Genomic DNA, 20,911 nt, shown 5'->3' with positions numbered 1-20,911 from the left:
AGCGGTGTGTCAGTCAACTTTGCGACGCCTGACACCTCCCTTTCGCCAGCAAGCTGGCTCCTACAGGGTTAAAGCACTATTTCAGCAACTTCACCTTGCCATCGTAGTAACCGGCCTTCTTCAGGATGTCCTCCATTTTGGTCCCGATGGCCTTGGCCCCGTCCGCCACGCTCGACTTACCGAGCATGATCGCGGTGCCGTTTTCGCCCACCACTTCGGACACTTCAGGCCATTGCGGGAAACGAGGGCGGTAGTCCGGCACGCCGCCTTCCCATGAGGTCACCATCGGCTGCACGAACGGATACTTCTTCTGCACGTCCGGGTCTTTGTAGACCGACATCCGGCCACTCACGCCACCCGCTTCCAGGTACGGTTTGGCCATCGCTTCCGACGTCACCCACTGAATGAACAGCCATGCGGCGGCTTTCTGTTTGTCCTCGGATTTGGAATTGACCCCCAGCGAGAAACCGCCCAATGCAGGCTTCAGACCGGCCGGGCCTTTGGGTTCGGTGGCCACGGCCAGGCAATCGGTGATCTTGGATTTGCTCGGGTCGGCCAGGGTGCCGTAGAACGCCGACCACTCGGTAATCATCGCCACCTTGCCTTGGGCGAGGGCGTTGACCGCTTCGTTGTGGTCGTAATCGACGATGCCCGGCGGCATGAACTTCATCAGGTCCTGACGGAATTGCAGGCCTTGTTGCGACTCTTTCGAATTCAGGTTGGACTTGAAGTTGGCGTCCAGCAGCGACCCGCCGAACGGCCAGAGGAAACGCATGAAACTGTCCGCCGACTGCGTCTCGCCGCGTCGCGATTGCAGCGCGTAGGCGTAGCGATCCTTGGCCTTGTCGGTAAGCTTCGGCCCGTAGTCCTTGAGCACTTCCTCCCACGTCGCAGGCGGCTTGTCGAACCCGGCGTCCTTGAGCATGCACTTGTTGTAAAACAGCAGCCCCGAATAGTTATCAAAAGGCAGGCCATAGGTTTCATCACCCCAGCCGCCGAAGGATTTGAGAAGGATCGGGAAGAAGCCGTCGAGCTTTAAATCCGGGTCCGCCAGCTTGCTGTCCTTGGTGAAGGTGGTGATCGGTTCCAGCCAGCCGTTGCCCGCGAATTCGCCGATCCACACGACGTCGGTCAGCACCACGTCCAGCTGTTCGCCGGACGTGAAACTCAGCACCTGGCGCTCGCGGCTGTTTTCGTAGGGGATGGTTTCGTAGCTGACCTTGATCCCGGTTTTCTTCTCGAATTCCGGCAGCAGTTTGATGGCGGCGGCGTAACCGGGACGGTCGAGGAAAATCGCCTTGATTTCCGTGCCCTTGTAAGGGGCCGACGCTTCTTCGAGGGTCCAGGCCTGCGCTGCGCTTGAACCCAGGGCGGACCCCAGCGCAATCGACAGGGCCAGGGCGTTCCATACCAGCTTCTTCATGACGTGACCTCTTTATTGTTGTGGATGAGGAGTACGCGGTGTGCGCAGATGCGCGTGTCTGAGTGATCTAGTCCGGGTGCGGCAGCACGATGGTTTTCAGCGCGCCGTCGAGAAATTCCGAGGGGTAGCTGAACGCTTCCGCCGCCTGTTGCAGATCGAAGCGATGGGTGACGAGGCAATCCACGTCCACCGCCCCCTGAGCCACCAGTTGAATCGCCCGGTCGTACACATGGCCCATGCGCCGTGACATGCGGATGTCCAGACCCTTGCGCCGCAGCAACGACGCGCTGAGCGGGGTGTATTGATCGCCATCGGGAATGCCGACCAGCACCACGCGACCACCGATGCGCGCGGACTGCGCGGCGATCTGAAAACCTTCCGGGGAATTGGTGGCTTCCAGCACCAGATCGACGCCACGGCCGTGGGTCCATTCGGCAATCGCAGCGTGGTCGGCGGCGACCTCATCGGCGCCGAGTTGCCGGGCTTTTTCAGTGCGGTAGTTGATCGGGTCGATGGCGTAAATGGCTTTCTTGCACAGCCTTCGCGCCAGTTGCAACAGGCACAGGCCGATGGGGCCGCAGCCGATGATGGCGACGGTTTCGAAGAGTTTTTTCGTGCCTGCCAGGTCCATCGCGTGAATCGCCACGCCCAATGGCTCCAACATCACGGCCTGCACCGGGGTGAAGGGGTCAGGGACGGCGTAGATCTGGCTTGGCGAGACGACGATGTATTCGGTCATCGCCCCGTGGGTGTGCGGGGGAGAGCCGAGGAATTGAACGTGGGGGCAAAGATTGACGTGGCCACGATGGCACCATTCGCATTGGCCGCAGGGTTTGGCCGGATCGACTGCCACCAATTGGCCGGCCTTCAGCCCGAGGGCGGGTTGATCCTCGACCACGCGGGCGGCGAATTCATGCCCGGCGATGAACGGCTGCGTGATTTTGGCGTGGCCGATGGCGCCTTCCTTGAAGTAATGCAGGTCGCTGCCGCAGACGCCGACCGCGCTCACGCGCAGCAACACCTCGTCGCCCACCGGTACTGGCACGGGCTTTTCACCGATGCGGATGTCCCGGATGCCATGGATGTACGCAGCCCGCATTCGGTGTGCTCCTTGACATTTGTATTTTTAGAATTACAAATGATCGTAGAGCGAAATGAATGGCTGTCAAGTTCCGGAATGAACAAGCACCTGTAGGAGTGAGCTCGCTCGCGATGGCGTTCTATCTGTCATGAATATGGAGGCCGACAGTCCGCCATCGCGAGCAAGCTCACTCCTACAATTGATCGGTGTTGCCAAGACCACAACAACAATAATTCAGGGGATACGATTTTGACTGAGCTCAGTCTGAGTGGCGTCGAGAAAGCCTACGGCGACATCAAGGTGTTGCATGACATCCACTTGAGTATCGAAAGCCGCGAGTTCGTGGTCTTCGTCGGGCCGTCCGGGTGCGGCAAATCGACCCTGCTGCGCTGCATCGCCGGCCTGGAAAGCATCACCCAGGGCCAGATTCGCATCGGCACGCGAGACGTGACCTACCTGGAGCCGGCCGATCGCGGAGTGGCCATGGTGTTCCAGTCCTACGCGCTGTACCCGCACATGTCGGTCTACGACAACATCGCCTTCGGCCTGAAGATGCAAAAACTCCCCAAAGACCAGATCGAAGCCAAAGTGCGCAACGCCGCCCGTATCCTTCAGCTCGAACCTTTGCTCGACCGTAAACCCAAGGCGCTCTCCGGCGGGCAACGGCAGCGGGTGGCCATCGGGCGCGCCATCGTCCATGAGCCGGAGGTGTTCCTGTTCGACGAGCCGCTCTCCAACCTCGACGCCTCGCTGCGGGTGCAGATGCGCATCGAGATCGCCAAACTCCACGCCGACCTGCAAGCGACCATGGTCTACGTCACCCACGATCAGGTCGAAGCCATGACCCTCGCCGACAAAATCGTGGTGCTGAACAAGGGCGGCATCGAACAGGTCGGCTCGCCCCTGGAGCTGTACCACCACCCGCGCAACCGCTTCGTCGCGGGGTTCATCGGTTCGCCGCAGATGAGCTTTCTCAAGGTCTCGGCAGCAGCGGTCAGCGCCGACGGCGTGCAGGTGAATCTGCCGGGGGGCGGGACGTTGTGGGTGCCGGTCAACGGCGAGGGCGTCAAACCCGGCGACCCGCTGACGCTGGGTTTGCGGCCGGAGCACCTGTCCGAACAAGGATCAGGCGAAGCGCAGATCCCTGCGCTCGCCAGGGTCGTCGAACACCTCGGCGGCGAAACCTTCACCCACGCCGAAACCGACGACGGCAGCGACCTCATGATCAAGGGCGACGGTTTGTCCTCGGTGAAAGCCGGGCAGGCGTTGTCGATTGGGGTGTCAGGTGCGCGGTGTCATTTGTTCGATGAACAGGGGCAGGCATTGGCTCATCGGCGGCATTACACGGAGCTGGCGGCTGAGGCGAATGGGCAGGTTCCCGGCGCGGCGGCGGTGGTGGGGCCGTTCTGACAGATCCTGACACACACGGATTGGTTATTTTCCCTAAGGTGCAGCTCCACCACGCCGATACAGCCCTGGGCCCGATGTTTTGTCGGGCTGGTTATTCAATCAAGGAGCTGTAGATGCGTATTTCTGGAACGCTGATGTTGACCGGGGCCCTGTTGCTGACGGGCTGCTCATCGATGATGAAGCCCGCGGACAACCAGACGATTCAACCCAGCGCGCAGGACGGTGCGCAGGTTGTCTTCATGCGCAGTGCGTTCATGGCAAAGGCCATTGACGCCTCGTTGTACGACGTTACCGATGGCAAGACCCAATTCATCGGCATTATGGCCAACGGCACCAAGATCGCGTATCCCACTGTTGCGGGGCATCGCACGTTCATGGTCGTCTCCGAAGCGGCTGACTTTCTCGAAGCCGATCTGGCCCCCGGCAAGACCTACTATTCGATGGTGACGCCGCGCATGGGGATGTGGAAAGCGCGCTTCTCGATGTGGCCGGTCGCCCGCGATCCGAAAGCCGAATACAGCTCGCAGTCCAGTGATTTCAAGGACTGGATCGCCGATACCAAACTCGTCATCAACTCTCCGAAATCCCTGAACTGGTTCGAGGGCAACAAGCACTCGGTCGAAGCCAAGCGCGCTGAATACTGGCCGGTGTGGCAGAAGAAGAGCCCGGCAGACCTGCAACTGCGAACCCTGCACCCGGCAGACGGGCTGTAAGTCAGGTTTACCCTGAACATCCGAAGTGTCCCGATCATGTTCGGGGCGCTTCGGAAGGGGCCGAAAACGGACCGTCGGCCCGCCCAGCGACGCCTATTGCGTAAAGTTAAAATGCCACTATGCTGCTGTTTCGGCGAGCTATGCTTAAGGTTGCTGTTGTACCTCGGCGTCTCTACCCCCTAACAATCCATAACCAGTCGACGACAGCTTGCGACGTTCCGATTCACCCGATGGGCGCCCTCGGAAACGGCCATCGACGGTGAGCGGGTGCAGGACCGATCGGCCTCAGCAGAAGGTTCGACGATGCGCCTCTTTTCCCTTTCGATCTGTCTCACCGCGATCATGTTCGCCGGCCAGACCGTGGCCGCTGAAGCCACGCCCGAGCCTCAGGCGGTGGTCAGTAAAGCTCAGGTTCTCGAAGAAAAAGCCGCCGAGAAAGACGGCCCCACCCCGGCGGTGCCCAGCAGTCAGATCATCACCAAATCCGAAGCCCAGGCCGTGGACCCGGCGGGCGTGGCGTCGGTGGACGACGCGCTGGTCTGCCTGTCGCGGACCATCTATTGGGAAGCCAAGGGCGGCACGGACGCTGATATGGAAGGCGTGGCTGACGTGGTGCTCAATCGCCTCGGTCATGAGGGTTATCCAGACACCATTTGCGGCGTGGTGAAGCAGGGCGTCGAGAAAAAGGCCTGCCAGTTTTCCTGGTGGTGTGATGGGCGTTCTGATCAGGTAAAAGAAGACGACCGCTACGCCGCCTCCAAGGAAATCGCCCGCAAGGCCCTGAACCAGCAGCTCACCGACCGCACCAAAGGCGCCATGTATTTCCACGACCGCAACGTCAAACCGGCGTGGGCGTCGGAATACCTGCGCACGGCCGAGACCGGGAAGTTTCTGTTTTACAAGCCGAAGGATGGCAAGGCGAAGTGATTGATCAGATTCACGCCCGCTCTAGCAGCACACCTTCGGCCAGAGTCAAACGCCCCGAACCGCATCACGCCTGTTACTGCTGCACCCCAAACATCGCCGTCCAGTAAATCCCGGCATCGCTCTTCGGGTCCACTGCGTACGAGGCGCCGAGTTCGCGGAAGGCGGGGTTCATGATGTTGGCGCAGTGCCCGGGGCTGGCCAGCCAGCCTTCGACCACTTTGCGGGCGCTGTCCTGGCCTGCCGCGATGTTCTCGCCAATCGCCTGCCCGATGTAACCCGCCAACTCCGCCCGGTCACCCGGTGTGCCGCCGTTGCGGCCTTTGTGGTCGAAATAATTGTTGTTGGCCATGGAGCGCGTATGGCCTTCGGCGGCCGTTGCGAGGGTGTCGTTCCAGGTCAGCGCCGAAGCAGGGCCGTAAGGTTGGCCACCACACTGGTGAGGCACGCTGCGGGCGGCGTTGATCAGGCCGAGCATCTTTTGCCCTTCCGCCTGTGAGTTGCCCAGGCCACCCGCCAGCAACGGACGCGCCAGCACGACGCGCCAGTCGCGGTCATTGCGGCTTACGCCCACGTCGACGAACTGCGGGTTGAGCACCACCTGACAGAAACTCTCCTGAATCGCTTTCATGGCCGACTGCGCGTCCCGGGGGCCGGAAAGGCTGATCGCCTGCACGGAGACCATCGGGTACGAGGCCCGGGCCAGCATCGGTTGCAGGTCGACGGCGCCACTGGCCGGGAGGTTCAGGCGCGGGTCGGTGTTCAGTGGCGGCAGCTCCTGAGACACGACATTGGCGCAGGGCTGCGCCTCGCTGCGGTAGGTGTTGATGGACTGGATCAATTGCGTTTCTTCGCTGGCCAGCGCCGTCCCGGTCAACATCAGCAGCCCTGAAATGGCCGCAAGACGCGTGAAAGTTGTGAAGCGCATGAAGATCTCCCTTGAGCTGACTGCGGCCATGATGCGCGATTTTGCCTGTTTCGAAATAGTCTGAGCCGAAGAATCCACGGAGGTTGCAGTGCCGTGACAGGTTTTTGCAATGGCAAAAGGGAAAAACTGTCGGGTGGGGCAACACCGAGGGCTCCCGGCGCTGCAAGAGTGGACCCCCGTCAGCCGCAGGGATCGAGCCCCGTTCAATACGAGAGGCCGTACACTGACGGCCCATTCCTGGACGGCATAGTTGTTATCGCCACGCCCTGTCTACTGGGCCTCGGCGTGACTTGAGAGGATGAGCTCACCCAATGTTCATCACTCACAAGGACTACCGCCATGACCCTGCAAGCCACCCTCGACGCCTTCAAAGCTGATTTCGTCGCCGGTAAACCGCCTTACAACGCGCCGCCTCAGGTGCACGTCATCATGAAGCGCGCCACCGATGAACTGATCGCCTCTGGTCAGGCCGAGCGCACGTTGAAGGTCGGCGACAAGGCCCCGGTCTTCACGCTCAACGATCCTGACGGCAACCCGGTGTCCTCCACCGAGCTGCTCGCCAAGGGGCCGCTGGTGATCAGTTTTTATCGTGGCGTCTGGTGCCCTTACTGCAACATGGAGCTGCAAGCCCTCGAAGCGACGCTGCCGGAGTACCGGGCGCTGGGCGCGAGCCTGGTGGCGATCTCGCCGCAAATCAAAGCCAACAGCCGCAAATCCGTGCGTCAGAACAACCTGACGTTCCCGATCCTCAGCGACGAGAAAAGCCAGGTCGCGGACGCTTTCGGCCTGCGCTTCGCGCTTCCGGATTATCTGGTCGACCTCTACAAAGGCTTCGGCAATGACCTGCCGGCCTTCAACGATGACCCGGCCTGGGTGCTGCCGATGCCTGCGCGCTTCGTCATCGGTCAGGACGGGCTGATCAAATACGCCGAGGTCAACCCGGATTACACCCAGCGTCCTGAACCGACCGATTTGTTGCCTGCCTTGCGCGGCTGAGTCATCGGTGCAAAGCGAGCCGTCACCCTGTGTGGCGGCTTTTTGTGTTCACAGGTTTTGCAGCCCGTCGAACGATCGGCGATGCTGCGCGCACTGCCTCGATTGACAAGGAACCCCGATGGACCGTCTCGCCGCGATGGAAACCTTTATCTGCGCCGTGGAAACCGGCTCGTTCTCGGCGGCGGCCAAGCGGCTGGGCGTCGGTCAGCCTGCCGTCTCCAAATCCATCGCCGCGCTGGAAGAGGCCCTCGGCACGCGCCTGTTATTGCGCACCACCCGCGGCCTGACGCCCACCGAAGCAGGGCAGACCTATTACGAGGCCGCCCGGCGCACGGTGGATCAGGCGAACGAAGCCGACGCCGCCGTGCAGGGTGCGGGCGCCGGGTTCAGTGGGCGGTTGCGGGTCAGCGCAGCAGTGACCTTCGCCAGCCTGCACGTGGTGCCGTACCTCGGGCCGCTGCTCAAACAGCACCCACAGCTGAACATCGAAGTCGTGTTGGATGACCGCAGCGTCGATCTGGTCGAAGAGGGGATCGACGTGTCGTTGCGCATGGGCGCGCTGGAAGACTCGTCGATGACCGCGAGGAAGATTGCCGAAGGGCGTCGCCGGATCATCGCCACCCCCGCGTACTTCGAATCCCACGGTGTGCCAAAACATCCGCGAGACCTGGTCAGCCATCAAGGCGTTATCTACAACCGCAGCGGGGGCGGCGATACCTGGGCCATGCGCAAGGGCGACGAAGTGCTCAGCGCCTCGGTGGCCGGTCGTCTGAGGGTGTCGGCAGCGGAAGGGGTGAGGGCGGCGGTCAAGGCCAACCTCGGCCTGGTCATGGCCTCGGAATGGATGTTCGCTCCGGAGCTGGCCAGCGGCGAAGTGGTGACCGTGCTCGACGACTGGGCGTTGCCCCCCATCGACCTGTGGGCCGTGTTCCCGGCCGGGCGCATGACCAGCGTCAAGGCCCGGGCGTTCGTCGATTACGTGGCGGCATTGCTGGCGCACTGATAAAACGTCAGGCGCTACGCTCGACCTGTGGGAGCGAATTCATTCGCGATGTGGAGGCCGATCCAACACTGATGGATCGGATGTGCCGACTTCTCGTCGAGTGCTGCCCAGAATGAACTCGCGCTCACAGTCGAGAGCCGCTGATGTGACAAGTGTCTCTCACTCATCAAACCCATAAAGCTGAGCCGGGTTGTCCACCAGAATGGCTTGTCGCGCAGCGTCGCTGTCGGTCCAGTCCAGCAACAGGTCCAGCAGGTCGGCGTCATCGGGTTTGTGGGCTTCGGTGACGTGGGGCCAGTCGCTGCCCCAGACCATGCGCTGCGGTGCCAGTGTGGCGAAGTCCTGGGCCAGCGAGCGCACATCGGCGTAACGCGGTCCGCCCTGCGCGGTATTCAGGTAGGGACCGCTGAGCTTGACCCAGGCTTTGTCGGCGTCGATCAGCCGCGCGATGAAGCGAAAGGCGGGGTGGCTGGCGTTGGAACCCGGGGGCATCCGCCCCATGTGATCGAAGACGATCTGTACCGGCAGCTTCGCCAGCAGCGTTTGCTGTTCAAGAATCTGCTCCGCCCCCATGTGAATCTGCAGGTGCCAGCCGAACTCGGCGACGCGCTCGGCCAACGGTTTGATCATCTCGACGCTGACCACCTGATTGCCCGTATTCCACAGGCTGAAGCGCAGGCCGCGAATACCGCCCTCATGCAGCGTGATCAGCTCTTTGTCGGTGGCGCGGGTGTCGACCACCGCAATGCCACGCGCTTGCCCCCGCATGCGTGCGATGGCGTCCAGGGTGCAGCGGTTATCGGTGGCGTAATACTTCGGTTGCACGATCACCGCACGACGCAGGCCGAGGGATTCGCGAACCTTGTGGTAGTCGGTGATCGATTGCCCGTGGGCAGGCGGCGTCGATGGGTCAGCCGGGGCGAAGCGCGGGTCGATGATATGGATGTGCGCGTCGCAGCTGTTGGCGGGTGGTTTCAGGTCAGCAGTTTTCATACATTCCTGGCTCTTCAGGCTCGCTTTCAAGGTATACACCCATTTCTGTAGGAGCGAATTCATTCGCGATGCGGCGTGACAGGCGATGAATTGCGATTGACTGCACCGACGTCTCGCGAATGAATTCGCTCCTACAGGGGGGCGCGTGTCGTGCAGTCTTACACCAGCAATAACAACGCCGCGCCGTACGCCACCATCGCCACCAGAAAGGTGACAAAGGTAAAGCCCAGCACCCGCTGCACGCCGACACCCGCCATGGCCACGACCGGCGCGGCCCAGAAAGGCTGCATCATGTTCGACACCTGCTCGCCCATGGCCACTGCCATGGTGGTGGCGGCCAGCGAGGCGTGCAACTCGACCGCCGCCGGAATCGCGAACGGCCCTTGCACCGCCCAGTGTCCGCCGCCGCTGGGAATCAGAAAGGTGACCAGCAGCGAACACACGTAGCTCCAGAACGGCAGAGTGTGGGTGGTGGAAATCGCCACGAACAACTTGGCGATCACCCCCGGCAGACCGGTGGCCTCCATCATGCCCATGATCCCGCCATAAAGCGGGTATTGCAGGATCATCGAGCCGCTCTGTCTGGCCGCACCCTTGACCGCGTTGGCGTAAGCCAGCGGGTAGCCGTGCAGGATGATGCCAAGGGTGAACATGATCGCGATCACGCCGTTGACCCCGGACAATTGCAGATGCCCGGTGAACGAATACGCGACGATGGCAATGCCCAGCGCGCCCATGATCACACTGCCCAGCGGCGAATATTCGAGGAATTGCGCGAAGCTGCGTTTGCCTTCGGGGCGTTTGGCAGGTTCCGGGTCCGGGTGTTGGGTGATGTCCAGGCACACCGCGTCTTCATCCTTGGGGCGCAGGGCCGCGAGGACGAACGGCATGATCACCAGCAACCCCAGGGTCGGCACCATGTTGTAAGGCACAAACACCATGTCGCCCAGGCTCAGGACATGGCCGGTGAGTTTTTCCACGACGTTCATCGGGTTGCCCGGTGTGGTTTGGGCCAGCACGATGGAGCTGGACAGGCCGCCTGCCCAGACCACCCAACCCGAGAATCCCGCCGCCACCAGCCACGCAAAATCCACACGCATGCGTTTGGCGATTTCCCGGGCGAGCAGGGCGCTGAGGACCAACCCGAAGCCCCAGTTGAAAAACGAGGTGATCGCCACGCACAGGAAAATCATCGCACCGGCTTGCGCAGGGGTGCGTGCGAAGGCAACGAGGCGAGTGAAAAAACGCTGCACGATGGGCGCGTGGGCCAGTGCATGGCCGAGCACCAGCACCAGCGTGATCTGCAGCGCGAACGTGAAGATGTTGCAAAAGCCCTTGTACCAGCCGCCCAACAGCGCATCTACAGAGGCGTTCGGGGCCACCAGCAACGAAACGACGGCCACGATGAACGTGATGAAAATCGCCAGCACGAAGGGGTCGGGAATGGTCCGTTCGAACAGACTGATCGTGCTGTCGGTGAAACGGGTGCGCAGGCTGCGCGGGGCAGTGATCGCCGTGTTCATGTGCGAGGGCCTCCGTGCAGACGGAGGGGTTGCGTGGTGCTGGTCATGGGGTGATCCCTTTTATTGTGTTTGTGGGAAATCTTTGGTGCTGTGAAGACACACGTCCTGTAGGAGTGAGCTTGCTCGCGATGGCGTCAACCCGGATGTTCCGGTGTCTGGCAGTAGATCCATCGCGAGCAAGCTCACTCCTACAAAGGGGCGCGCGAACATCAGGTCGTGCAAGTGTCCAGAATCATTGCAAGGCGCCGCTCGCCCGCAACTGGGCAATCTGCTCATCGGTAAACCCATGCTCGGCCATCACGCGATCCGAGTCCGCGCCAAACACAGGCGCCGCGAAGGGTTCGGAGCTGGGCGTGCGGCTGAAGGTCACGGCGCGGGTGAAGCCCTGATAGCGCCCCACGACAGGGTGCTCGAACTCGGTGATCAGCGATTCCGCTTCGCACTGCGGGTGGTCGAACATGTCCTCGACTCGACGTGCAGCGGCGCACGGCACGGCCTCGCCGAAAAGCGTTTCCCATTCCAGCGCGCTGTGCTGCTGAAGGGCTTCGTGCAATTGCGGGACGATGATTTCGTGATGAATCGCCCGGTTGCGCACGGTGCTGAAACGCTCGTCGTTCGCCAGATGCCCCAGCCCGGTCAACTCGCACAACGCGGTCCAGAAATGCGGCGTATTGGCCGACAGGTACAAATAGCCTTCGCGAGTCGGGTGAATGCCGGTGATGCCGCCGGAGCGCATGTCGCGGTCCAGTGAGCGGGGTTCGCTGTCTGCCCAGATCAGCCGAGCGGACTGCATCGCCAGCGCGCTGCGCAACAGCGACACGCCCACCGACTGGCCCAGTCCGGTGCGTTCGCGTTCGAACAATGCTGAGGACACACCGCCTGCCACCAGCGACGCGGCGTAGTAATCGACCACTGAACCGTAAAGAATTTCAGGCGGGCCGTCGGGCTTGCTCTGGGCCGCGCACATGCCGGTCATGGTTTGCAGCACCTGATCGTAACCGGCCTTGGCTTTGAGCGGACCTTCTTCGCCATAACCGGTCACCGCGCAATAAATCAGTCGCGGGTTGACCGCTTTCAACTGCTCGTAGTCAATGCCGAGCCGCGTCGGGACGCCGGGACGGAAGTTGTGCACCAGCACATCGGCCTCACGTACCAGGGTCAACAATGCATCCAGACCACCGGGGGATTTGAGGTCCAGGACCACGCCGGATTTGCTGCGGTTGACGCCCAGAAAGGCGCGGCTTTCAGACGCCAGCGTGGACGGGTATTTGCGCAGGTTGTCGCCAGTAGGCGGCTCGATCTTGATCACCGTCGCGCCTTGGTCGGCCAGCAGCGAGCAGCCATACGGGCCGGCAATGTAAGCGCTGAGGTCGAGGACAGTGATCCCGGCGAGCGGGCCGGTGGAGGGGCGAGGGTGCGACATGGGTTTCTCCGATCTTGTTATCGCTGGACGGGCAACGCAGGCTCCGATGCAGCACATGGGAGCCATTCTGGTCAGCGTAATGGAGAAATAAAATGCGTTTTAGCTAGCTTTAGAATCCATAAAAAATGGATTTATTGCGCGCTCAGTTGCTCGAACAACACCTTGCAGAACACCTCGATCAAACGCTCCTTGGCCGAATTGCGTTTCCACAACAGACCAATCGGTCGGTACAGCCCGGCGCCGGGCAACGGGATCTGTGCCAGTTCACCCAACTGCGCGTGCATGGGCCGCCATTGCGGCACGAGGGATACGCCGAGGTTGCCTTTGACCATCGCGGCGATGGCGTCCAGCGCGTCCATTTCGAAGCGCTCCTGGGGCTGAATGCCTGCCTGCAACAAGTAGCGGTCCGCCAACACGCCGCCCCATGAACGGCGGTGGTAACGAATGAACGGCTGACTGCGCAATACGCTGTGCGGGTGCTCGTCGGCGAGATGACGGGGAGCAAGCACCACAAACGGCTCGTCGCGCACCGGGCGCCAGACGAACTCTTTCGGCAGCTCGAATTGCGGCGCAACCATCATCGCGATGTCGGTTTCGCCGGACAGCACCTTGCGGTACAGGTCGGTGGAAAACGCCGGCTCCACGTGGGGGCGCAGGTGTTCGTAATTGGCGATCAGCGTCGCCAGTACGCCGGGGACGAGATAGGCCAGGGCGGTGGTGATGCAGCCGATGCGCAGCTCTCCGGCGACAGCGTCCAGCGCGGCGATGGCGCGCAGATCGCGAGCGCGCACCAGCAATTCACTGGCGGGACCCAACAGCGCGGAACCGGCGGCGGTCAGTTGCATGTTGCGCCCGGTGCGGCTGAGCAGGGGCTGGCCGATTTCGTGCTCCAGCGCCTTAATCCGTTGTGCCACGGCGGTGGGGGTCAGGTTGAGTTTGCGCGCGGCAGCGGCGGTGGAGCCGAGTTGGGCGACTTGAAGGAAGCTGTCGAGGTAGCGCGTGTCCATAGTCTAAAAATTCTGGATTCTAAACGTAGAAATACGCACTTTAGTTAGCTTTTGCGCTTTTGCAATATGGACCCGGCTTTCAATAGCGCCGGGGCCATGCACCTGGCTTCCAAGAACAATGCCGGGTATGGGGCGTGGTCCTGTCATCCGGCGCGACGTTGCGATGCCTTTCAGGTCGCCGTCGTCATCGAGTGAATCGCCCATGCGCAGCAAACTGTTTGTCCCCGGTTCCCGTCCCGAACTCTTCGAAAAAGCCCTGTCCTCTCGCGCCGACGGCGTCAGCTTTGATCTGGAAGACGCGGTCGCCGAAAGCGCCAAGTCCGAGGCCCGCGCGCAATCGGCGGGGTTTCTGGCGCATCTGCCGACGACCGGGAAAACCATCGTCGTCCGGGTGAACGGTCAGGATTCGGCCCATTACGCCGCCGACCTTGAAGCACTGGTCGGCACCCGGCTGGACATCATCAACCTGCCGAAAGTCGAAAGCCCCGAGCAGATTTTGCAACTGGTGGCTGACCTTGAGCGGCTGGAGCGTCAGCACCCGTCAGCGGCCAACATCCGCATTCTCGCCAACATCGAATCCCCCCGTGGCTTGCGTCTGGCCGCCGAGATTGCCAGTGCTCACCCCAGGGTCATGGGGCTGCAACTGGGCTTCGCCGACCTGTTGGAGCCGTTGGGCATCGACCGTCGCGACACCGCTGTCATCCGGCAACTTCAATTGAGCGTGCGGATGGCGGCGGGGGAAGCCAACGTCGCCGCCTACGACGCGGCGTTCGCGGCCATCAAAGATCCCGACGGCTATCAAGAAGAGGCCCGTTACGCCCGACGGCTGGGTTTCACAGGCAAGTCGTGCATTCACCCGACCCAGATCGACATGGCAAACGAAGCGTTCCTGCCATCCGCCGAAGAGATCGACCGCGCTCAGCGTTTTGTGACAGCCGCCGACGAAGCGGATGCGGCAGGCGTCGGGGCTTACACGGTTGACGGGCAAATGGTGGATGCGCCGTTCGTGATTCGCGCGCGGCAAGTGCTGGAGCAGGCGCGTCAGGCGGGGCTGCTGACCCACTGACGGCGCTGCACATCCCCGGCAACACCGCTCTACAACAATAAAAGAAGACGAGGTTTCCCCATGCATAACGCCGAATCGCTGGCACGGCCCGCCGTGGCCGGGTCCGAGCCACGCCGCAATGCGCTGTTCTGGCGCCTGATGGACATCCGCATCAGCTTCATTCCATTGCCGGTCTACCTGCTGCTGTTGGGGCTGGTGGCCGGGTTGCTGCTGACCAAGGAAATCAAGGCCGACCTGCCGACCATGATCGCGATCATCGGCTTGGGCGGCGCCACCTGTGGCGAGATGGGCAAGCGCCTGCCGTTCTTCGGCAAGATCGGCGGCGCGGCGATTGTCTCGGCGTTCCTGCCGTCCTACATCGTCAGCCTCGGCTGGGTGCCGCAGGACATCATCACGCCGGTCACGACCTTCACCAAGTCGAGCAACTTCATTTACCTGTTCGTCTCGGCGGTGGTGGTCGGCAGCATTTTCACCATGGACCGCAACCTGATCATCAAAGGCTTCGCCAAGATTTTCGTGCCGTTGCTGGTGGGCTCGGTGCTGGCGCTGCTCGCGGGGATCGCCGTGGGCATGCTGTGCGGGCTGGAACTGCGTCAGGTGTTGTTCTTCGTCATCGTGCCGGTGATGGGTGGCGGGCTGGGCGAGGGCGCGATTCCGCTGTCGGTGGGGTATGGCGAAATCCTTGGCATGGATTCGGGCAAGATCCTCGCGCAATTTCTGCCGATCATTCTGCTGGGCAACCTCGTGGCGATCATGGCGTGCGGCGCCCTCGATCTGGTGGGCAAACGCTTTCCGCACCTGACCGGTAACGGGCGGTTGCAGATGATCGAACTGCTTCAGGACGCCACCGCACCGGGCGTGGAAAAGGAAAAGCGCTTCGACAGCGACACGGTCAACCAAGTCATCGCGGCGGGCATGTGCGCGATCACGCTGTACCTGGCCGGTGTGCTATTGCATGCGCTGTTCGGCCTGCCGGGGCCGGTGTGCATGCTGTTCATCGCGGTGCTGCTGAAACTCTGCAACGCCGTGCCGCAACAGCTGGAAGCCGGGGCGCAGGTGCTGTTCAAATTCTTCACCACCTGCGTGACGTACCCGCTGCTGTTCGCCAACTCCATCGCGGTGACTCACTGGAGCGAACTGACGGCCGCGTTTCACATCGGCAATGTGCTGACCATCACCACGACTGTCCTGACGCTGGTGCTGACAGGGCTGGTGATTGCCCGGAAAATGGGTATGTTTCCCATCGAAACCGCCATCGTCAACGGCTGCCACAGCGGCTTGGGCGGCACCGGCGACATCGCCATCCTGACGGCCGCGAACCGCATGCAACTGCTGCCGTTCGCACAGATATCCACCCGCATCGGCGGGGCGATTACCGTGATGGGTGCGTTGCTGATACTGGCGAATTTGCCGCCGGTGTAGCGGCGCCGATAGCCGGAGGCAGATGATGTTCCTGTGGGAGCCGGCTTGCTGGCGAAAGCGGTGGTTCAGTTGCGGATGAGCTTGCTGACAGGCGCATTCGCCAGCAAGCCGGCTCACGCTGTACGCGTAGGGCTCAGAGCGTCGCCTTCACCTGCAACCCGACAATCAAGGTGTTCTCGATGTCCTCCCCATAAAACGCCCCCGGTTCGATGATGTATTGCACCGACGGCCGAATCGTCAGCCATGGCGCCACTTGAGCGCCGTAGGTCATCTCCACCAGACCCTCGCCGCTGGCCAAGTCCGGGAAGTCTTCGCCTCGGGCCAAGGCCGCATTCTCCTGCACATCACGGCTGCGCGAATTGAACACCGCGCGGCCGTAACCCACGGCAATCGTGTCGTTGGGCGTGAAACGAACGGCTTCTTCAGCGCAAAACCCGCCGAATACCAGCGACGAAACGGTGCAGCGGCTGCGCTGGCATTGGAGAATTGCCCGAACACGTGGACGTTACGGCCACTCACCGCGTCCGAATTCCACACCGCCTGATCCATCAGGAAATACGAGCCTTCGCGGCCTGCGACCTCTTTGCCTGTGCCGATGCGCGGCGCGTCCGAGGTGTCGTAGTAATAGCCGACGCGGTACTCGCCGGGCAGGTCGCCGAGGACGTTGTAGAGGGCTTCGACCGGCAGGATGTTGCCCGTGCTGTCCTTGGGCGTGACATGCCACGCCCGACTGGAATCACCGTTGCTCGCGGCATCCACCTTGAACGCCGCGACCTGCACCGCGAAATTCGGGTTAAACCGGTACTTGGCCATGCCGCCCAGATGCGCGTTGGGGTAGTTGCTCCAGCCGCTGCCGCCGGACATCGCCAAGGGATGGCCGCAAAACCCGGCGTTCATGAAGTTGCACAAAATCCCGCTGCTCAGCCCGCCCAGGTCGTTGCCCATGGCCATGTAGCCGAGCTTCACGTTCAGCGCCGGAGTGAACAGCGTGTTCTCGTAGCTCAGCTCGGTGAGGCGGGTGTAGAGCCGCCGTAGTTTTCCTGCACAGGCAACCGGTTGCCGACCAGATCGCCCGAGCCGTCGTTGCCGCGCCGATCGTTGATCGTCAACTGCACCTTGCCGCCGCTGTCCAGGTCCAGCAGCTTGCCAAGGTCGAACAGCGCGCCGAGTTTGACGTTCTGCGAATACCGCGTGCCACGCTGCTTGCCGCCATGGGCGTTGTAGACCGTTTCGCCGCTGTAATCGCCCGTGATTTTCACCCCTTGCTCCGTCAGGCGGCTGCGATTGCCATCCCAGTCGCCGGTTAGGGTGGAGCGGTCGAGCCAGTCATTGGCTCGCGTGGGCGAGGAGGCGGCCATTGCCATGACGGAACCGACGACCAGCGCGGTCGACAGCCCACGGCGGGCGCCGGGGTTTGTGGGGTATTGCGAAGGATTGCTCATCAAAAAACCTGAAATGCAAAAAGCCAGCCTCGCGGATGAGGGCGGCAGAAAGGGCACGCGCGGAGGGGCCGTTCACAAGCGGGCGACATGAAAACATATTCATGTACCAACTGGTTAATCCACTTTAGCGATGGCGACTATCGTCGCAGGTCATGAAGAGAGGCTGATATTACGGCGCCGGCCTGCACGTTGGCGGCGTCGGATTTCGACACGCTGCCGCCGACCAGCCAGAAGGCTACAAAGAAGGATTTTGCCCAACGCCTCGTGATGTGGGCGTGCGTTGCGCAGACCGACTCAGTGCGTGAGACTTTTCAGGGGAGACACATTGTTCGATACTCCGTGCCATCGCTTTCTCTCTGCCAAGGCGGGCGTTTGCAACTACGCCCGTCACCCTGACGTCCTCTCGATAAGAAAGAACATGGAAGTTTTGCACGGGCTCTACGACTACCGCTGGATCATTCTGTTGCTCACCCTCGGCGGGTGGGCTGTGGTCGCTGCTCTCAAACAGGCGACCCGCACCGAAATCCATCTGCTTCATCAGCGCAACGACCCACTGTTCCGGAGTGTCCTGGAACAACACGGGATACGCGAAGTGGAAATACTTCGGGACAGCACCATTCCCGGCGTGACCGGATCGCATGGACGTCCCTTCACGGTGCACCTGATTTTGCGCAGCCCGCCTGATCGCTGGTGGGTGTACATCCTTGTCCAGGACTCGGACCCTGTCCTGAGGCCCATCTCCGAGGCGCGCGCAAGGGCGGCGCTTGGTTAAGTCTGTGCAAGACGTATCGGGGGAGATGAGGTCATCCTTTCATGGGGCAGTGGTCAAGCTGTCTCTGTACCTCATCGTCTGGCCCAACATGGTCTTTACAGCCATTTTTACGGTTGTCGCCGTCTTCGCTCCTCCCGTCATGATCATGATGATCATCGGTTGGTGGGGACTGGGCGCCCTGCTGGTACTTCATCACAGGTTTGCCGGTCAGTGGGACCGGCCCGGAAAGGCAGTGTGGTGGGGACTGGCGTTGGCGACTGCGTTGGTCGTATTGATCGGTTACGGTGGGGGCGTTGCGGTGTTGGCACCTTCGATCTACTGGCTGCCTGCGTCCTGCATCCCTGTTGCAGCCCATTGGGCATGGCTCAGTTGGAAAGGATTTCGTCTCTGACTCTCGTCGTGGGGGGGCGAAGGAGAGGGGTCGATAATTTGAGTGTTGGCCCGTCACCCGCGCGACGTGAAGACCTCCTTGAGCACCGGCACAGCTGACATCGCTTTCGGCCAGCCGAAGTAAAACGCCAAGTGGGTCACCCATTCCGCGGCCTGTTCACGGGGCAGGCCGTTGACCATGGCGCGGTTGAGGTGGAAGGTCAGTTTCACCGGCTGCTTCTGGGTGATCAGCGCGGCAACAGTGATCGGGCTGCGGTCCTTGGGTATCAGGTCGGAGCGCGGTCTGGCCACTGTTGCCCAATGTGCGCTGTTGCATGGTGCGACTCCTCAGTGACGATCAACCTACCTTATATTCCTGTACGCTTCTCAACAATTCGCCAACCGTTGCATGACTCGCTGAGGGGAATTCACAAGTGATCCGCGCCGATTTGCCCGAATTGACGGCTTTCATTGCCATCGCCGAACAGCAGAGTTTCAGCGGGGCAGCGCGGGTGCTCGGGGTTTCGCCCTCGGCCTTGAGCCACTCGATGCGCAACCTGGAGGCGCGGCTGGAGATGCGCCTGTTCAACCGCACCACCCGGTCGGTGGCCCTGACCGAAGCGGGGGAGCAACTGTTGCAAGGGGTGCGGCCACTGCTCGCTGACCTCACCAACGTGGTCAACGAAGTCACCTCGGCGCGCAACACCCCGTCGGGGTCTATTCGCATCAGTGCTTCGGAGTCGTCGATCAAGCTGTTGGTGCGCCATGTGGTGCCGGATTTCCTGCGAACCTATCCGCAGATCCACATCGAGTTCGTGGCGGACAGCCGTTTCGTGGACATCGTCGGCGAGGGGTTCGATGCCGGTGTCCGGGTGTTCGAAGACGTGCCCAAGGACATGATCGCCGTGAGGTTTGGCGCCGATGTGCATTTTGGTGCGGTGGCGTCGCCCGAATATTTGCAGCACCACCCCGCGCCCGATGTGCCCCATGACCTCAAGCAACACCGCTGCGTCCGTTTCAAGTTTGCCAGCGGGGCGCTGTTTCGCTGGGATTTCGAATACCTGGGGCAGAGCGCGAGCGTCGACGTCGATGGCCCGCTGACCATGGACAACGTCAACGTGATGATCGAGGCGGCGCTGTCGGGCGTCGCGATTGCCTGGTTGCCGCTGGGTCAAATTGAAGAGCATCTGCAAGCGGGCAGGCTGGTGCATCTTCTGCCCGAGTGGGGTCCGGTCTATCCCGGCACCTGCTTGTACTACCCGGCGAACCGGCACCCGCCCATGGCCTTGCGGTTGTTCGCCGACGCCGTGCGGGCTTGGGCATCGACGCGGCTCACCTAAGGCGCAGCGTCGGGCGGATCGCCCCCCCCTGTGTTTTTTCGCGGCCCCCATGACAACGGCGGGCGCTTGTGCGCAAATGCTTCATCTGCCGACAACGCTGAACAGGACACTCGATGCAACTGGAATGGCTGGAAGATTTCATTGAGCTGGCGCGGACCCGCAGCTTGTCCCGGGCAGCCGAAAATCGTTGCGTGACCCACCCAGCGTTCGGGCGACGAATTCGTGCACTGGAGGACTGGGTCGGTGTGCCGTTGGTGGAGCGCAAACAGCCGCTGTCGCTGACCCCGGCCGGCTTGCTGTTTCTCGACGCCGCGACGCAATCGATGGAGCTGCTGCTGGCCGCCCGCGCGCAATTTCAGAACCTCGGCATGAACCGCGACGAGCCGCTGCGCATCGCCACGGGCCGCACCTTGGCCAGCGTGTTTTTTCCGGACTGGTATCAGTCGCTGCATGCGCAGTTCGGCGTATTTCCGGTGTCGTTGGTGACGGGCGGAGCGCAGGAAGCGATCACCAAATTAAGCGCCGGAGAGGTGGACTTGCAGTTGATTTTTTCAAGCCCGCTGACGCGTATTCTGATCGACAGCGAACGCTTCGATTCACGGGTGCTGGCCCGGGAAGAATTGCTCCCGGTCAGCGCGCCGGATGCTCAGGGGCAAGCGCTGTTTCTGATCGACGCCAGCAGTGATGTGTCGAGCATTCCGTGGCTGGGGTTTTCCCCGACATTGTCCTTGCGCGGCGTGTTGGCCCAGCATCTGGCGCGGCTGCCCCACCGGCTGGCGTTGCGCATGATCTATCAAGCGGACTCCTACGAGGCCATTCTGGAAATGGCCAAGCGCGGCAGTGGCCTGGCCTGGCTGCCGCGCATGGTGGTCAAAGAGGCGCTGGCAGCGGGGGAGTTGGTGATCGCGGGCGGGCTGGAAATGCAGATCGGTTTCGACATCTCGCTGCACCGCTTGCGCGCCAATCGCAGCGAACGGGTGATGCGCATTTGGGAGGGGTTGGCCCCGGATTGATTGCTTGGCCTTCAGGTCACCGCGAATGTGCCACCTGACTCGGGCCACAACCTGTGGGAGCAA

Annotated in this window: 19 protein-coding genes and 1 pseudogene; 11 read left to right on the top strand and 9 right to left on the bottom strand. The window is 61.9% G+C overall.

Features of this window, described 5'->3' with window-relative positions; translation table 11 throughout:
* Nucleotides 1-76: 76 nt before the first annotated feature.
* Together AAEO81_RS18320 and AAEO81_RS18315 are read right to left on the bottom strand one after the other, a co-directional pair.
* A complete protein-coding gene (locus tag AAEO81_RS18320; RefSeq protein ID WP_166597659.1) occupies nt 77-1,423 on the bottom strand; it encodes a sugar ABC transporter substrate-binding protein in 1,347 nt (448 codons plus the stop codon).
* A gap of 67 nt (nt 1,424-1,490) precedes the next feature.
* Nucleotides 1,491-2,522, bottom strand: coding sequence for an alcohol dehydrogenase catalytic domain-containing protein (locus AAEO81_RS18315; protein ID WP_341958417.1), 1,032 nt, complete (start codon nt 2,520-2,522; stop codon nt 1,491-1,493).
* A gap of 231 nt (nt 2,523-2,753) precedes the next feature.
* On the opposite strand from AAEO81_RS18315, the gene ugpC reads away from it, so the two are divergent.
* From ugpC to AAEO81_RS18300, 3 genes are all read left to right on the top strand, one after another.
* The gene (gene ugpC, locus AAEO81_RS18310; RefSeq protein WP_341958416.1) at nt 2,754-3,914 is read left to right on the top strand and encodes a sn-glycerol-3-phosphate ABC transporter ATP-binding protein UgpC; all 1,161 of its coding nucleotides are present in this window, start codon (nt 2,754-2,756) and stop codon (nt 3,912-3,914) included.
* 113 nt (nt 3,915-4,027) lie between these two features.
* A complete protein-coding gene (locus AAEO81_RS18305) occupies nt 4,028-4,627 on the top strand; it encodes a hypothetical protein (protein ID WP_341958415.1) in 600 nt (199 codons plus the stop codon).
* A gap of 342 nt (nt 4,628-4,969) precedes the next feature.
* The gene (locus tag AAEO81_RS18300; RefSeq protein WP_341964563.1) at nt 4,970-5,554 is read left to right on the top strand and encodes a cell wall hydrolase; all 585 of its coding nucleotides are present in this window, start codon (nt 4,970-4,972) and stop codon (nt 5,552-5,554) included.
* A 73-nt stretch (nt 5,555-5,627) separates the two neighbouring features.
* Here the strand turns inward: AAEO81_RS18300 and AAEO81_RS18295 are convergent, their stop codons facing one another.
* Nucleotides 5,628-6,479 carry a CAP domain-containing protein gene (locus AAEO81_RS18295; protein WP_341958414.1) on the bottom strand — a complete coding sequence of 284 codons (852 nt, stop codon included), beginning with the start codon at nt 6,477-6,479 and terminating at the stop codon, nt 5,628-5,630.
* A 339-nt stretch (nt 6,480-6,818) separates the two neighbouring features.
* Here AAEO81_RS18295 and AAEO81_RS18290 point away from each other — a divergent pair, with 339 nt between their 5' ends.
* A complete protein-coding gene (locus AAEO81_RS18290) occupies nt 6,819-7,475 on the top strand; it encodes a peroxiredoxin-like family protein (RefSeq protein ID WP_341958413.1) in 657 nt (218 codons plus the stop codon).
* Nucleotides 7,476-7,593: 118 nt separating this feature from the next.
* On the top strand, nt 7,594-8,478 hold the full coding sequence (locus tag AAEO81_RS18285; protein ID WP_341958412.1) for a LysR family transcriptional regulator: 885 nt from the start codon (nt 7,594-7,596) through the stop codon (nt 8,476-8,478).
* Between the two features lie 159 nt (nt 8,479-8,637).
* Here the strand turns inward: AAEO81_RS18285 and AAEO81_RS18280 are convergent, their stop codons facing one another.
* The 4 genes from AAEO81_RS18280 to AAEO81_RS18265 all read right to left on the bottom strand — a co-directional run bounded on the left by AAEO81_RS18280 (nt 8,638) and on the right by AAEO81_RS18265 (nt 13,424).
* Nucleotides 8,638-9,471 carry an amidohydrolase family protein gene (locus tag AAEO81_RS18280; RefSeq protein WP_341958411.1) on the bottom strand — a complete coding sequence of 278 codons (834 nt, stop codon included), beginning with the start codon at nt 9,469-9,471 and terminating at the stop codon, nt 8,638-8,640.
* 158 nt (nt 9,472-9,629) lie between these two features.
* Nucleotides 9,630-10,994: a TIGR00366 family protein gene (locus tag AAEO81_RS18275; protein ID WP_166597667.1), complete on the bottom strand. Its 1,365-nt coding sequence runs from the start codon at nt 10,992-10,994 to the stop codon at nt 9,630-9,632.
* 232 nt (nt 10,995-11,226) lie between these two features.
* The gene (locus AAEO81_RS18270; RefSeq protein ID WP_341958410.1) at nt 11,227-12,417 is read right to left on the bottom strand and encodes a CoA transferase; all 1,191 of its coding nucleotides are present in this window, start codon (nt 12,415-12,417) and stop codon (nt 11,227-11,229) included.
* A gap of 131 nt (nt 12,418-12,548) precedes the next feature.
* Nucleotides 12,549-13,424, bottom strand: a complete 876-nt coding sequence (locus tag AAEO81_RS18265) for a LysR family transcriptional regulator (RefSeq protein ID WP_341958409.1) — start codon at nt 13,422-13,424, stop codon at nt 12,549-12,551.
* Nucleotides 13,425-13,626: 202 nt separating this feature from the next.
* Here AAEO81_RS18265 and AAEO81_RS18260 point away from each other — a divergent pair, with 202 nt between their 5' ends.
* Together AAEO81_RS18260 and AAEO81_RS18255 are read left to right on the top strand one after the other, a co-directional pair.
* Nucleotides 13,627-14,490, top strand: a complete 864-nt coding sequence (locus AAEO81_RS18260; RefSeq protein WP_341958408.1) for a CoA ester lyase — start codon at nt 13,627-13,629, stop codon at nt 14,488-14,490.
* Between the two features lie 60 nt (nt 14,491-14,550).
* Complete coding sequence (locus AAEO81_RS18255; RefSeq protein ID WP_341958407.1) at nt 14,551-15,912, top strand: 2-hydroxycarboxylate transporter family protein; 1,362 nt, start codon at nt 14,551-14,553, stop codon at nt 15,910-15,912.
* A 133-nt stretch (nt 15,913-16,045) separates the two neighbouring features.
* Here AAEO81_RS18255 and AAEO81_RS18250 read toward each other — a convergent pair.
* A pseudogene (locus AAEO81_RS18250) lies at nt 16,046-17,276 on the bottom strand (carbohydrate porin).
* A 496-nt stretch (nt 17,277-17,772) separates the two neighbouring features.
* Between AAEO81_RS18250 and AAEO81_RS18245 the strand changes: the two are divergent.
* A complete protein-coding gene (locus AAEO81_RS18245) occupies nt 17,773-18,126 on the top strand; it encodes a hypothetical protein (protein ID WP_341958406.1) in 354 nt (117 codons plus the stop codon).
* Nucleotides 18,127-18,151: 25 nt separating this feature from the next.
* Nucleotides 18,152-18,517 carry a hypothetical protein gene (locus AAEO81_RS18240; RefSeq protein ID WP_341958405.1) on the top strand — a complete coding sequence of 122 codons (366 nt, stop codon included), beginning with the start codon at nt 18,152-18,154 and terminating at the stop codon, nt 18,515-18,517.
* Between the two features lie 53 nt (nt 18,518-18,570).
* Here AAEO81_RS18240 and AAEO81_RS18235 read toward each other — a convergent pair whose 3' ends face one another.
* On the bottom strand, nt 18,571-18,807 hold the full coding sequence (locus tag AAEO81_RS18235) for a carboxymuconolactone decarboxylase family protein (RefSeq protein WP_166597673.1): 237 nt from the start codon (nt 18,805-18,807) through the stop codon (nt 18,571-18,573).
* Nucleotides 18,808-18,929: 122 nt separating this feature from the next.
* Between AAEO81_RS18235 and AAEO81_RS18230 the strand changes: the two genes are divergently transcribed.
* Nucleotides 18,930-19,835, top strand: a complete 906-nt coding sequence (locus AAEO81_RS18230; RefSeq protein ID WP_341958404.1) for a LysR family transcriptional regulator — start codon at nt 18,930-18,932, stop codon at nt 19,833-19,835.
* Nucleotides 19,836-19,948: 113 nt separating this feature from the next.
* A complete protein-coding gene (locus AAEO81_RS18225; protein ID WP_341958403.1) occupies nt 19,949-20,848 on the top strand; it encodes a LysR family transcriptional regulator in 900 nt (299 codons plus the stop codon).
* Nucleotides 20,849-20,911 lie beyond the last annotated feature (63 nt).

The sequence above is a fragment of the Pseudomonas sp. RC10 genome (genome assembly GCF_038397775.1).
Taxonomy (GTDB): Bacteria; Pseudomonadota; Gammaproteobacteria; order Pseudomonadales; family Pseudomonadaceae; genus Aquipseudomonas; species Aquipseudomonas bambusae.
The sequence above is the reverse complement of the archived record's forward strand: the minus strand, read 5'-3'. Positions and strand labels throughout refer to the sequence as shown.

What these genes read in the sequence shown, in the direction of transcription:
- AAEO81_RS18320 (WP_166597659.1), bottom strand. Translation starts at nt 1,423, where the DNA reads ATGAAGAAGCTGGTATGGAACGCCCTGGCCCTGTCGATTGCGCTGGGG.
- AAEO81_RS18315 (WP_341958417.1), bottom strand. Translation starts at nt 2,522, where the DNA reads ATGCGGGCTGCGTACATCCATGGCATCCGGGACATCCGCATCGGTGAA.
- AAEO81_RS18305 (WP_341958415.1), top strand. Translation starts at nt 4,028, where the DNA reads ATGCGTATTTCTGGAACGCTGATGTTGACCGGGGCCCTGTTGCTGACG.
- AAEO81_RS18300 (WP_341964563.1), top strand. Translation starts at nt 4,970, where the DNA reads ATGTTCGCCGGCCAGACCGTGGCCGCTGAAGCCACGCCCGAGCCTCAG.
- AAEO81_RS18295 (WP_341958414.1), bottom strand. Translation starts at nt 6,479, where the DNA reads ATGCGCTTCACAACTTTCACGCGTCTTGCGGCCATTTCAGGGCTGCTG.
- AAEO81_RS18290 (WP_341958413.1), top strand. Translation starts at nt 6,819, where the DNA reads ATGACCCTGCAAGCCACCCTCGACGCCTTCAAAGCTGATTTCGTCGCC.
- AAEO81_RS18285 (WP_341958412.1), top strand. Translation starts at nt 7,594, where the DNA reads ATGGACCGTCTCGCCGCGATGGAAACCTTTATCTGCGCCGTGGAAACC.
- AAEO81_RS18280 (WP_341958411.1), bottom strand. Translation starts at nt 9,471, where the DNA reads ATGAAAACTGCTGACCTGAAACCACCCGCCAACAGCTGCGACGCGCAC.
- AAEO81_RS18275 (WP_166597667.1), bottom strand. Translation starts at nt 10,994, where the DNA reads ATGAACACGGCGATCACTGCCCCGCGCAGCCTGCGCACCCGTTTCACC.
- AAEO81_RS18270 (WP_341958410.1), bottom strand. Translation starts at nt 12,417, where the DNA reads ATGTCGCACCCTCGCCCCTCCACCGGCCCGCTCGCCGGGATCACTGTC.
- AAEO81_RS18265 (WP_341958409.1), bottom strand. Translation starts at nt 13,424, where the DNA reads ATGGACACGCGCTACCTCGACAGCTTCCTTCAAGTCGCCCAACTCGGC.
- AAEO81_RS18260 (WP_341958408.1), top strand. Translation starts at nt 13,627, where the DNA reads ATGCGCAGCAAACTGTTTGTCCCCGGTTCCCGTCCCGAACTCTTCGAA.
- AAEO81_RS18255 (WP_341958407.1), top strand. Translation starts at nt 14,551, where the DNA reads ATGCATAACGCCGAATCGCTGGCACGGCCCGCCGTGGCCGGGTCCGAG.
- AAEO81_RS18245 (WP_341958406.1), top strand. Translation starts at nt 17,773, where the DNA reads ATGGAAGTTTTGCACGGGCTCTACGACTACCGCTGGATCATTCTGTTG.
- AAEO81_RS18240 (WP_341958405.1), top strand. Translation starts at nt 18,152, where the DNA reads ATGAGGTCATCCTTTCATGGGGCAGTGGTCAAGCTGTCTCTGTACCTC.
- AAEO81_RS18225 (WP_341958403.1), top strand. Translation starts at nt 19,949, where the DNA reads ATGCAACTGGAATGGCTGGAAGATTTCATTGAGCTGGCGCGGACCCGC.